Genomic DNA, 12302 nt, shown 5'->3' on the forward strand with positions numbered 1-12302 from the left:
CTTGAAACTTTCAGGTGAGGCTTTATCTGGTAACAACGGTTTCGGTATTGATCCAGAAACAATGAAGGGTATTGCTAAAGAAATCAAAGAAGTTCACCGTTTAGGCGTACAAATCTCGATCGTCGTAGGTGGCGGTAACATTTGGCGTGGTAAAACTGGTGAAGAAATGGGTATGGAACGTGCTCAAGCAGACTATATGGGTATGCTAGCAACAATTATGAATGCCTTAGGTTTACAAGATGTTTTGGAAAACATTGGCGTGCCAACTCGTGTACAAACTTCAATTGACATGCGTCAAATCGCGGAACCATATATCCGCCGCCGTGCTGAGCGTCACCTAGAAAAAGGACGTGTTGTTATTTTTGCTGGGGGTACTGGTAATCCTTACTTCTCAACTGATACAACTGCGTCACTACGTGCTGCAGAAATTGAAGCAGATGTGATTTTAATGGCTAAAAACGGGGTAGATGGGGTATATTCTGACGATCCTCGTAAGAACGATGCTGCTGTTAAATACGATAAATTATCACATTTAGAAGTTATCAGCAACAACCTGCAAGTAATGGACACTACAGCTTCATCATTAAGCATGGACAACAATATTCCTTTAGTTGTATTCAACCTAAATGAAGAAGGCAATATCCGCCGTGTTATCCTTGGTGAAGAAATTGGTACAACAATAGAAGGGTAAAGGAGAAATTTCAATGGCTATTGATAATTTACTAAAAGAAACTAAAGATCGTATGTTGAAATCTGAAGAAGCATTTACACGTACGCTTGCACGTATCCGTGCTGGTGTTGCCAATGCTTCTTTATTAGACGGCATTACTGTTGAATATTACGGTGTACCAACTGACTTACGTCAATTGGCAACTATCACTATTCCAGAGCCTCGTATGTTACAGATCTCTCCATATGATAAAAGTTCTTTAAACGATATCGACCGTGCATTACAACAATCTGACTTAGGTATTCCACCTACAAACGATGGTTCAGTAATCCGTTTGATTATCCCAGCTTTAACGCAAGAACGTCGTAAAGAGTTAAGTAAAACAGTTGGTAAAGACTTGGAAGATGCTAAAGTAGCTATCCGTAACATCCGTCGTGATGCGATTGATGAAACAAAAAAAGCTGAAAAAGCAAAAGAAATCACTGAAGATGACGTACGTTCATACGAAAGTGACATCCAAGATTTAACAAATGCTGCGATTAAAAACGTTGAGAAAATCGCTTCTGATAAAGAAGACGAAATCATGAACGTTTAATTGACTTAATATATTCAAACGATAATACAAGAAAAGCCAGCAGGTCTCAATTAGAGATGACCTGCTGGCTTTTTTGTTTTTTACAGTAGATTTTGGTGATTGGTTCAGTAATCCGGGTTGCCTAGTTTACTCTTGCTAATCGTAATTTTTGCGCAAACGAATGGCAAAAATGACACCGTGGGGATGGCCATCCTCAACAGTAATTGTCCCCTGATGGTCTTCGATAATTTGTTTAGCGATAGCTAAACCTAGCCCATAACCAGATGTTTCGCTGGCTCTTGAGGTTGAATCTCGATAAAAACGCTCAAATATCCGGTCCTTATCCTCGTCAGCAATATTACTGCCAGTATTTTTCACATAAATATACCAGTGGCGTTTACTAGTGTGCGAGTCAACGGTAATGGTGTCGCCAGCCTTTGTATATTTCAGGGCATTATCCAACAGAATGACCATGACTTGGTGGATTTTCTTCTGGTCGACTTTTACGATGGCCTTGCCATTATTAAAGAGGTTGAATTCTTTATCAGCTATTGTGGCCAGGTCTTTAAATGGATCGGTTGTTTGTTTAATAAAGGGCTGAATATCCGTTAGGGTTAAATCTAAAGTTTGTTCATTAGCATCACCTCTAGCAATGGTTAATAGGTCAGTCGTTAGACCGGCTAGTCGCCGTGTTTCATTTAAGGCTTGGGCGATGCTTTCAGATTCATCAATAATCTTAGCATTAGGTTTGGTAAATAGATGATCTAGATTATTTTGGATAATCGTTAATGGTGTTCGCAATTCATGAGACGCATTCTCGACGAACTCTTGCTGTTTTTTCCAGGCCTTTAAAATAGGTTTCATATTCACTCTAGACAGGTAATAAGCGATACCGATGGAAATCAGCCAGAAGAAAATCAGGGACACGATTAAAATCTGCTGAAAGTTGGCCACGGCATTGTCAATTTGGTCGGTATTAGAAAGGACTGTAATATAAGCAACCTCACCAGTATTATCCGGTGTGGTGCTAGTAATTGTCCGGAAATGATATTCCCGACTTTCATCAATAATCGTCACTTCCTCCACTTCATCCAAATTTTCAGTAGAGAGGTTTAAACTAGAAATTTGACTATAAGTATCTCCTAAGCCATCTTGATTTAGGATTTGTCCATCCACGTTCCACAGGATAATTTGACTGTTAAACCGATTTAAGCCAGGTTCTTTAGGATGGTCTGTTTCACTTTGACTTGGGACAAAATCGTCAGTAGACCGTTGAATTTCATCCGAAATCATCTGGGTATTGGCGACTAGGTTTCTAAGTGAAATATCTGTTTCCGAATAGGCTGTTGCATGCAAGATTTGGAGGGTAATCACACCAAGGGCCAAGAAAACAAGGGCAAATGCCCCTACGTTAAGGGTGAAATAATGCCAGCGTTGCCGCATAGACCGGTTTTCATTGGCATTTTTTCTTGCTAGTTTATCTTTCTTTTGCCGGTTTTTATGCTGCATTTTTTTCCACATAAGCTAATCCTCTTCAACTTCTGCTAACATATAACCTATATTTCGAATAGTAGTTATCGATTTATCCAATTGATAGGTCTTCAAATGTTTCCGTAAATTAGACATATACACTTCAACCACTGTAATTGCTGTTTCTGAATTAAAGCCCCAAATACGGTCGAAAATCTGTTCTTTTGTCAGGATAATGCCGTTATTTTGAATCAAATATATCAGCAGGTCCAATTCCTTTCCAAGAATTGGCAGGGTTTCTTGACCAACCCTGACCGCATTTTTCTCTAGATTTATCGTCAGATTTTTATAGACCAACTGATTTTCATCAAATAAACCAAGTGACCGTCTCAGTAGAGCACGAATCCTTAGCAGTAACTCTTCCCTGTAAAAGGGCTTAGTCAAATAATCGTCAGCGCCCGCTTGAAAGCCTTCGACTTTGTCTTCTAAACCGTCTTTTGCGGTCAAGATAAGGACGGGGGTTTTAATATGGTCAGCTCTCATTTTGGACAAGACTTGGTAGCCATTCATACCAGGCAGCATCAAGTCGAGAATGATCAGGTCATAGGTCTGGCCGCTAGCTTCATATAAGGCATCGTCTCCATTGTAAACCTGTTTAGTAGTTACCTGGGCTAGGTCCAAGCAAATATCATTAATATTGTCAGAAAGAATCTTATCATCTTCAACGATCATAATTTGAATCATGCGGTCACTCTCATTTCTTTGCAAGTTTTTATTAGCTTATCATGTTTAGTACGAAAAATAAAAAGACTTAGGAATTTTTAAAGTAAAAGCCATTTAAGTTAACTTTAAGCTTGAGCGTGTAAATTAACATTATCGAAAGAGGCAGTAAGCAAAAATCTAGTAAACAAGCTTATCTTAGTGCCTTAAGAAATGAGGAGGAAACATCATGAAACTTAAAAATGTCTTTCAACGTAAAGAAACCAAATATGTCCTGAGTCAAGAAGACTTCCATAAATTCTTCCATGACCTACAAAAAGAAATGTCAGTCGATGAGTACGGGCAACATACAATCCTATCCTTGTACTTTGATACCGAAGACTTCCGCTTAATCAAAAAATCATTAGACAAACCAGTCTACAAAGAGAAATTCCGGATCCGTGCTTACGGTGTACCTGGTGAAAATTCTTTAATCTTTCTAGAAATTAAGAAGAAGGTCAATGGGATTGTCTATAAACGCCGAATCCCCATGTCATATAATGAATACCTTAACTGGTTAGAGCGGGGTGAATTTCCAGAAGAAGCTGAGGAAAATAATCTACCAATTTCTAGGCAAATTGAATCTGAGATAACTTGGTTATTCAAAAAGAACCGGACCTTAGCACCAAAAGTATTAATCGCTTATGACCGCGTGTCTCTCTTTGACCATGAAGATGGCGAATTCAGGGTGACATTTGACCAAAACATTCGTTACCAAAATGACCAACTAGGTGTCATCGAAAATGATGAAGGTGACCTGGTTGCACCAGAATTGGGTGTACTCATGGAAGTGAAGGCCTTAGGTGCCTACCCATTATGGTTCGTTAGTTTATTAGATAAATATCAAATTAGAAAATCAAGTTTTTCTAAATACGCAGAAACTTACGAACGTCATTTATACAGAGAGGAAGAATTATTACATGTTAACTAGTATTTTTTCAGGAGATGGTACAACTTTAGTATTTAGCGAGGTATTAATATGTGTCTTGGTATCCATTGTCTTAGGGATTTTAGTGGCCGGTGTCCACATGGTCAAAAATGCCTATTCTAAAAACTTCATTATCACTTTAGCCGTATTACCTGTTTTAGTTCAATCAGTTATTATGTTGGTTAACGGAAACTTAGGTACAGGGGTTGCCATCCTCGGGGCCTTCTCACTCATTCGTTTCCGTTCAGTGCCTGGTGGTTCCCGTGATATTGCCTCAGTATTCTGGGCAATGGGTATTGGTTTAGCGACCGGTATGGGTTACGTCGGTTATGTTACTATTTTCTCCATTATCGTAGCTATTCTACTCCTTATCTTATATAAATTACCATTTGGTGAAGCTGGCAATAATGTCAAACGTGAATTAAAAATCACTATTCCAGAAGACTTAGATTACCCGGATTTATTTGAAGATATTTTTGAAAAATATACGAATACTGCCAGTTTAGAAAGCGTTCGTACAACTACAATGGGGAGCCTATATGAATTGCGTTACCACTTATTGATGAAAGATCCAAATGTTGAAAAAGCCTTGATCGATGAAGTTAGAGTACGAAATGGTAATCTGCCAGTCGTTTTAGGTAAAGTTGCCGCAACGCCAGATACACTATAGTAGTAAAAGCAAAGATTTTCATTAAAAGTATTTTTATTCAAAAAAATCCAATTCAGAAAAGTCCACATCATAAAGGAGCATACATATGAAATTTAAAATAAAAAAACGCATGGGGAAAAAGGCCATTATGCCCATACTAGTAGCTGGTTTGCTACTAGGGGCTTGTGATCAAATTGTACAAGGTTCATCTACCAGTGAGTCAACTACAACTTCCAGCGAAGAAGCAAGTGCAAGCTCTAGCGTTAGCGATGAGTCAAATGATGCCACAGCGGACACCTATGGCACCTATGAAGATGAAGATTTAGAGACCTCTTACGATAGCGAAGAAGCACAAACCATTACCTTGTCTGATGATGGGACAGAAGCTGTTGATGGGGTCACTGTAGACGGATCAACAGTGACGATTACTCAAGCAGGTACTTACGTCATCGAAGGTAGTTTAAGTAACGGGCAATTACAAGTTTCAGTAGGGGCTGAAGATAAAGTACACTTAATCTTCAACGGGATAACCATCAATAATGAAGACGGTCCAGCCGTGTATATTACTGAAGGTGAAAAAGTCGTGACCACACTTGCTTCAGGTACGACCAATACCTTAACAGACGGAACTTCTTATACCTTAGCAACAGATGAAACTGAACCGGATGCTACTTTCTATTCTAAAGCGGACTTAGTCATTAACGGTGACGGTAAACTAGTCGTTGAAGGAAACTATTCAAATGGGATCCGTTCTAAAGACGACCTCATCCTGGTATCAGGTGAGTATGAAGTGACCTCAGTGAATAATGCTTTAAAAGGTAAAGATACAGTAGCCATTTTGGATGGTACTTACAATCTAACCACAACAGAAGGTGATGGTATCCAAGCCAATAATGAAGAAGATGCAGATTCTGGTAATGTCTATATTGATGGTGGGTTCTTTAACATCAATTCAGGACGTGATGGGATTCAAGCAGTCACAAAATTAGCTATCCAAAACGCAAATATTACAATTCAAACGGCTGATGGTTCAACATCGACTGATATTGACACTGCTGAATCTTATAAAGGGTTAAAGGCAACTGGTCTAGTAGAAATTTCATCAGGTACGCTCAACATAAACACTGCCGATGATGGTATACACGCAACTGGTGCTGTTAGCATTCTTGGTGGTGAAATGAACATTTCCTCAGGTGATGATGGTATGCATGCAGATGAGACCTTAACCATTTCAGATGGTACAATTGATATCCAAGAGTCATACGAAGGGATTGAATCTTCAGTCATCCAAATCGATGGTGGTGATATTTCTGTAGTCGCTTCAGATGACGGTTTAAATGCTGGTGGTGGTTCTGATACAGAAACAACATCTGGTACATTTGGTGAAGATAGCTTTGCCGGCGGCCAAATGGGTGGCGGCATGGACGTAGATGAATCAAAACAGTTGATCATCACAGGTGGTACATTAGTTGTCGACTCAGAAGGTGACGGTCTTGATTCCAACGGTACAATAGACATGTCTGGAGGTGTCGTGATTATAAATGGCACAACAAGCGGTGGTGACGGTAGTTTAGACTACGATAGTTCATTTAATATTACTGGTGGTACTTTAATTGCAACTGGTACTTCAGATATGGCTCAAAATGCTTCTGAAGGTAGTCAAGTATCACTGGGTATTACATACGATACTACACAAGAAGCAAATGAATTAATTAGCCTTCTAGATGAAGATGGTAATGTAGTGGTATCCTTCACACCGACAAAATCATATAGTCACGTGGTGATTTCTAGTCCTGACTTAACGACAGGTACATATATCTTAGTATCTGGTGGTGAAAATGATGGAGAAGAAAGTAACGGCTTATATGAAGGTGGTACTGTGACAAATGGTACGGAACTTGCAGACCTTTCTGTAACGGATACAATCACAAACCTAACTTCATCAGGTGAAACCGCAACTGTAACTGGCATGATGGGGGGTGGTCAACCAGGACAACCAGCTCAATAAAAATTGATTAAATTTGAAAAAATTACCGGAGAGGTTAGCTTAATGGCTAGCCTCTTTTAATTTAGCAAATGGCTATTTTTGCTTATTATGTTAAAGGCATTTTAAAAATGGGTGCTTATTTGTCACCTGTCCAAATCGATAACTTACCAACGACTATCTACTAGTAAAATTTCCTTTATTTACATCAAGCCACACCTAAACTTTAAAGGCGCCTGTGCATAGTAAAAGAACTATTGAGCTAGGGGATAAGTATAGGTTTTTCTCCAAATTTTTGATACAATTGTTTAGAATTACAAATGGAGGTTCAATATGGTGACAGAAGTAAACTATAATCCAGAATTACCAGTACCCAATCACATCGCGGTGATCATGGACGGAAACGGTAGATGGGCACAAGCTCGCGGATTAAAACGAACAGACGGACATTCAGAGGGACTAAAAGCCCTAAAACGTGTGGTCATTGCAGCACATAAAATGGGTGTGAAGGTACTGACAGCATATGCCTTCTCAACTGAAAATTGGAAGCGACCAATTACCGAAGTAAATTATTTAATGGGCTTACCCAAAGTATTAAATGATGAAATCTTACCTGATTTAATCGACAATAATGTACAAGTTCGCATGAGTGGGAACTTCAATAAAGTACCACTAGGGACAAAGAAATACATTCAAAATGCCATGGATCGTACTAAAGACAACACTGGATTAATTTTGAATATTGCCTTTAACTATGGCTCACGTGATGAAATCACCAAAGCTGTTCAAAATATTGCCACATCAGTAGCAAATGGTGACTTGAAAGTGAAAGATATTTCTGAACAAACCATTTCAGATAACTTATATACAGCTCAATTAGGTGAATTTGCCGACCCTGAATTATTGATTCGTTCAAGCGGGGAAGTTCGTTTATCGAATTATCTATTATGGCAGTTGGCCTATAGTGAAATGGTGTTTACTGACACGAAATGGCCAGATTTTGATGAAGCTATCATGCAGGAATGTGTTGGCGAATTTCAGCATAGAAACCGTCGATTCGGAGCGATAGATACCAAATAGGAAGAGGGGTTCTCATGACACAAAGAGTTATCAGCGCTATTGTTGCTCTTGCCATTTTTATCCCACTTTTGTTTATAGGTGGTCGTCCTTTTGACTTGATGGTAGCGATTATTGCAATGGTTGCTTACTATGAAATTTTACAAATGGCAAAGATTCCATTCCCCTCATGGCGGGGGATTATCGGTTTAATCACCATGATGTTACAACTACTGCCGTCCTATTATCTAGCACTACTGCCACAAGAAATCGACTATATGACGCTTTACTTCGCTGGTGTGGCCATGTTACTCATCATTATGGTATTTAAACCAGAAGACATTCATTTCGAGCAGGTAGGCGTGATTAGTTTAGCCGCCCTATACGTAGGTCGCGGTTTCCACTTGTTAATCGAAACCAGATTATTGGGTCTTTTGCCAGTTATTTATGTCTTAATCATTATTTGGGGTAATGACACCTTTGCCTATCTAGTAGGACGGCAAATTGGCCGCACACCGCTAGCACCAAAGGTTTCCCCCAATAAAACCATTGAAGGTTCATTAGGTGGCATTATCGGCGCATTTATTTGTTCAAGTATTGTCCTTTATTTCAACAATATCTTTGGTTTATCCATTATCGACAATTTCATTTTAGCAGTTATATTAGGCTTTTTAGGGCAGATTGGGGACCTAGTAGAGTCATCCTTGAAACGGACTTACCAAGTCAAAGATTCAGGTAATATCATGCCTGGTCATGGCGGTTTCCTTGACCGTTTTGACAGTCTATTATTGGTATTACCCATGTTCTATTTCTTGATTTCATTCTTAGGATATTAACCAGTCTCATCGCTTTAAAAAGCTTTATCATAGTTAGGAGCGCATTATGACGACCATTATTGCATTTATATTTATCTTTTCAGTTATCGTGATTGTCCATGAATTTGGACATTACTATTTTGCCAAGAAAGCGGGCATCTTAGTTCGCGAATTCTCTATCGGTATGGGACCGAAAATTTTTCATTTCGAAGCTGAAGAAACGACATACACGCTACGCATGCTGCCAATCGGCGGTTACGTCCGTATGGCTGGGTTAGAAGAAATGTCAGACACCCTAACTAAGGGCATGCAAGTCGTCATTGAACAAGGTGAAGACGGTATTGTAGACACTATTTCTTTGGAAAATGAAAGCCAAAATTTTGCTGGCTTACCCTTAGAAGTATGGGCTGCCGACTTAGAAGAAGACATGTTCATTGAAGGTATTCCTTACGGTAGCGAAGAGAAAGTCCGTTACCAAGTGTCAAAAACAGCTAACATCGTTGAATCTGACGGAACCATCGTGAAAGTCGCGCCAATAGAACGTCAATTCCAATCTGCCAACATCTGGCAACGACTAATCGTTAATTTCGCCGGACCAATGAACAATTTTATCCTAGGTGTTTTAGCTTTCATCCTACTAGCCTTCATGCAAGGCGGTGTCTGGTCAAACGAAGCTGAAATTGGTGCTGTTCAAGAAGATTCTGCAGCTCAAGCAGCAGGACTAGAGCCCGGTGACCAAATCGTGTCAATCGACAATCAAGCGGTCGAATCATTTGACAATATGCAAGCTATTGTCCAATCAAACCCAGACCAATCACTTACTTTTACCATCAACCGTGATGGTCAAGAACAAGAAGTTTTGGTGACACCACAAGCAACAGAGACCGAATCAGGTGAAACAATTGGGTTAATTGGGGCCCAAAGAGCGCAAGATACGTCATTTATGGCTAAAATTACTTTTGGTTTTACTAGCGCGTGGACCATGATTACAGGTATTTTCTCTATAATTGGTAGTATGTTTAAAACTGGCTTTGACATCAACAATTTTGGCGGGCCAGTTTACATGTACCAAACTACCTCGCAAGTCGTTTCCTTTGGGATGACAGGTATTATTTCTTGGTTAGCTTCTTTAAGTATTAACCTGGGAATTGTCAATTTACTACCCGTACCAGCTTTAGATGGGGGTAAAATAGTTTTGAACCTGATCGAATTGGTCCGAGGTAAACCACTACAAGCTAAAACTGAAGGTATGATCAATATCGCAGGTGCAGTGCTTGTTATTGTGCTAATGATTGCAGTTACCTGGAATGACATTATGCGCATGTTTGGCTAATTAATCTATTGCATCAAATCAATTAAAAACAGTAAGTCAGAAGGCCATAGCGATGGCCTTTTGTTATTAAACAGGAAAGGAAATAAGTCAATGTCAGAATCAAAAGAAGCCCTTTTTCAGGCCTTATTAGGACAAATTCATTGGACCGATGAAAACACGGCTATCCGAAATGGTTGGTTAGAAAATGTCGTGGTCCATACCAAATCACGGTTGTGGCAGTTTAAAATTGGCTTGCCAACACGTATAGATGCCGCCACTTTCTTAACCTTTGAAGAACACTTGAAAAAGGGATTCGATCATGTTGGGGCAGTGGACTTTTCAATTGAGGTTACTGACCAAAGCCAACCAGCAAATCAAGCAGTCCTAGATTATTGGCCGATCATAGTGAACCGGTCTGGTATTTCAAACGGGATTGCTAAAGCCACTTTCCAAGGGCAATTACCCTCATTTGAAAATAACCGCTACTATATTCGCGTGGACAACCAACCATTAAGACAACTCATTCAAGAAAACTACCTTGAAGTTATCAAACAGAATTACCAAATGGTTGGATTTCCTAAAGTGCCTTTTGAAATTATTATCGATGAAGAAACGGCCAAAGACCGGCGTGATGTCTTTGTAGAAAGAGCTAATGAACTAGCTGAACAACAACAAGAAATGGCCAAAAAAGCAGCTGAAAAACAAAAAGAAATGGCTGCTGCCGGCAATAACGGTCAAGCAATCAAAGTGGATAAAATTCAATTAGGGAAACATATCCCCGTTGACGACAAGTTAAGAGCCATGAATACATACGTTGAAGAACAACGTTTTGTGTCTATGGAAGGGGTTGTTTTTGATGTTGAAGTTAAAATATTAAAAACTGGCCGTCGCATATTAAATGCCAAAATTTCGGATTATACATCAGCATTCTTAATTCAAATGTTCTCTAGAACGGATGAAGATATCGCCATTTTTGATGCCATACGCAAAGGCATGTGGTTGCGGGTCCGGGGTGATTTGCAAATGGATGACCGTTTCGCCCGTGACTTGGTTTTAAACGTTCGTGACTTAGAAGAAATTTCTAAGGCCAAACGACAAGATAATGCCGATAAAAAACGGGTGGAATTACATGTCCACACCAATATGTCGATGTTGGATGCAACGAATTCAATTTCAGATTTCACCAACCAAGCCAAAGATTGGGGCCATACTGCCATTGCGGTCACTGACCATGCAACCCTCCAAGCTTACCCAGAGGCATCAGGCGCTGCTAAATCTACTGGTTTGAAAATGATTTACGGTGTTGAAGCGAATATCGTGGATGATGGCGTCCCCATCGCTTATAACCCTGACCACATTGAATTAAAAGAAGCGACTTACGTCGTATTTGACGTGGAGACCACGGGGCTATCCGCAATTTATGACAATATTATTGAATTAGCGGCCGTTAAAATGCAGAACGGGAATGTAATTGATACTTTTGAAGAATTTATTAATCCGGGGCGGCCACTTTCAGCTACTATTATTGATTTAACAGGGATTACCGACGCCATGTTAGCCAATACCCGTACCGAAAAAGAGGTTATTACGGACTTTAGAGAGTGGGTGGGGGACGCGATTTTTGTTGCCCACAATGCCAGTTTTGATATGGGCTTTATTAATACAGCTTACAACCGACATGGCTTTGAAAAATCACATAATGCCGTGATCGATACACTTGAAATGTCACGGTTCTTGCACCCAAATTTAAAATCGCATCGTTTGAATACCTTGGCCAAACGCTACAATGTTGCCTTGGAACAACATCACCGGGCCGTGTATGATGCGGAAACCACAGGTGCCTTAGCGTGGATTTTCATCAAAGAAGCAGCCGCCGACCATGAAATTTTCTATCACGACGAATTAAACAAAGATGTTGGTAAGGGGGACGCCTACAAGCAAGGTCGGCCATTCCATGCCGTTTTGCTGGCTAAAAACCAAACAGGGTTAAAAGACCTCTTTAAATTGGTTTCCGCGTCTAATATCGACTATTATTACCGAGTACCTCGAATTCCGCGGTCACTCTTATCTAGTCACCGAGAAAAC

General features: G+C 39.8%; 11 protein-coding genes. 9 read left to right on the plus strand and 2 right to left on the minus strand.

What is annotated here, in order from left to right:
* The first annotated feature begins 1 nt into the window (after nt 1).
* Entirely contained in the window at nt 2-691 is a 690-nt protein-coding gene (gene pyrH / locus ACRCJ0_RS05690) for a UMP kinase (RefSeq protein WP_431389777.1), read from the plus strand.
* Nucleotides 692-704: 13 nt separating this feature from the next.
* Nucleotides 705-1265: a ribosome recycling factor gene (gene frr / locus ACRCJ0_RS05695; RefSeq protein WP_016897475.1), complete on the plus strand. Its 561-nt coding sequence runs from the start codon at nt 705-707 to the stop codon at nt 1263-1265.
* 135 nt (nt 1266-1400) lie between these two features.
* On the opposite strand, the gene ACRCJ0_RS05700 is transcribed toward frr, so the two are convergent.
* Together ACRCJ0_RS05700 and ACRCJ0_RS05705 are read right to left on the minus strand one after the other, a co-directional pair.
* Nucleotides 1401-2753, minus strand: a complete 1353-nt coding sequence (locus ACRCJ0_RS05700; RefSeq protein ID WP_431389793.1) for a sensor histidine kinase — start codon at nt 2751-2753, stop codon at nt 1401-1403.
* Between the two features lie 15 nt (nt 2754-2768).
* Entirely contained in the window at nt 2769-3458 is a 690-nt protein-coding gene (locus ACRCJ0_RS05705; protein WP_431389779.1) for a response regulator transcription factor, read from the minus strand.
* A gap of 205 nt (nt 3459-3663) precedes the next feature.
* Between ACRCJ0_RS05705 and ACRCJ0_RS05710 the strand changes: the two genes are divergently transcribed.
* The 7 genes from ACRCJ0_RS05710 to ACRCJ0_RS05740 all read left to right on the plus strand — a co-directional run.
* Nucleotides 3664-4404 carry a polyphosphate polymerase domain-containing protein gene (locus tag ACRCJ0_RS05710; protein ID WP_431389781.1) on the plus strand — a complete coding sequence of 247 codons (741 nt, stop codon included), beginning with the start codon at nt 3664-3666 and terminating at the stop codon, nt 4402-4404.
* The gene (locus ACRCJ0_RS05715; protein ID WP_431389783.1) at nt 4394-5071 is read left to right on the plus strand and encodes a DUF4956 domain-containing protein; all 678 of its coding nucleotides are present in this window, start codon (nt 4394-4396) and stop codon (nt 5069-5071) included. Before ACRCJ0_RS05710 ends, ACRCJ0_RS05715 begins: the two co-directional genes overlap by 11 nt.
* Before the next feature lie 85 nt (nt 5072-5156).
* On the plus strand, nt 5157-7058 hold the full coding sequence (locus tag ACRCJ0_RS05720; RefSeq protein WP_431389785.1) for a carbohydrate-binding domain-containing protein: 1902 nt from the start codon (nt 5157-5159) through the stop codon (nt 7056-7058).
* Between the two features lie 309 nt (nt 7059-7367).
* A complete protein-coding gene (locus ACRCJ0_RS05725) occupies nt 7368-8114 on the plus strand; it encodes an isoprenyl transferase (protein WP_417893212.1) in 747 nt (248 codons plus the stop codon).
* Nucleotides 8115-8128: 14 nt separating this feature from the next.
* Nucleotides 8129-8926, plus strand: coding sequence for a phosphatidate cytidylyltransferase (locus ACRCJ0_RS05730; protein WP_431389787.1), 798 nt, complete (start codon nt 8129-8131; stop codon nt 8924-8926).
* A gap of 46 nt (nt 8927-8972) precedes the next feature.
* A complete protein-coding gene (rseP, locus tag ACRCJ0_RS05735) occupies nt 8973-10238 on the plus strand; it encodes an RIP metalloprotease RseP (protein ID WP_431389789.1) in 1266 nt (421 codons plus the stop codon).
* Nucleotides 10239-10328: 90 nt separating this feature from the next.
* A partial coding sequence (locus ACRCJ0_RS05740) for an exonuclease domain-containing protein (RefSeq protein WP_431389791.1) occupies nt 10329-12302 on the plus strand: 1974 nt, incomplete at its 3' end.

Source organism: Aerococcus sp. L_32 (genome assembly GCF_050689315.1).

Bases quoted from the DNA above. Each gene is read 5' to 3' on its own strand.
- ACRCJ0_RS05725 (WP_417893212.1), top strand. From the start codon at position 7,368: ATGGTGACAGAAGTAAACTATAATCCAGAATTACCAGTACCCAATCAC.
- rseP (WP_431389789.1), top strand. From the start codon at position 8,973: ATGACGACCATTATTGCATTTATATTTATCTTTTCAGTTATCGTGATT.
- ACRCJ0_RS05710 (WP_431389781.1), top strand. From the start codon at position 3,664: ATGAAACTTAAAAATGTCTTTCAACGTAAAGAAACCAAATATGTCCTG.
- ACRCJ0_RS05705 (WP_431389779.1), bottom strand. From the start codon at position 3,458: ATGATTCAAATTATGATCGTTGAAGATGATAAGATTCTTTCTGACAAT.
- frr (WP_016897475.1), top strand. From the start codon at position 705: ATGGCTATTGATAATTTACTAAAAGAAACTAAAGATCGTATGTTGAAA.
- ACRCJ0_RS05720 (WP_431389785.1), top strand. From the start codon at position 5,157: ATGAAATTTAAAATAAAAAAACGCATGGGGAAAAAGGCCATTATGCCC.
- ACRCJ0_RS05700 (WP_431389793.1), bottom strand. From the start codon at position 2,753: ATGCAGCATAAAAACCGGCAAAAGAAAGATAAACTAGCAAGAAAAAAT.
- ACRCJ0_RS05730 (WP_431389787.1), top strand. From the start codon at position 8,129: ATGACACAAAGAGTTATCAGCGCTATTGTTGCTCTTGCCATTTTTATC.
- ACRCJ0_RS05715 (WP_431389783.1), top strand. From the start codon at position 4,394: ATGTTAACTAGTATTTTTTCAGGAGATGGTACAACTTTAGTATTTAGC.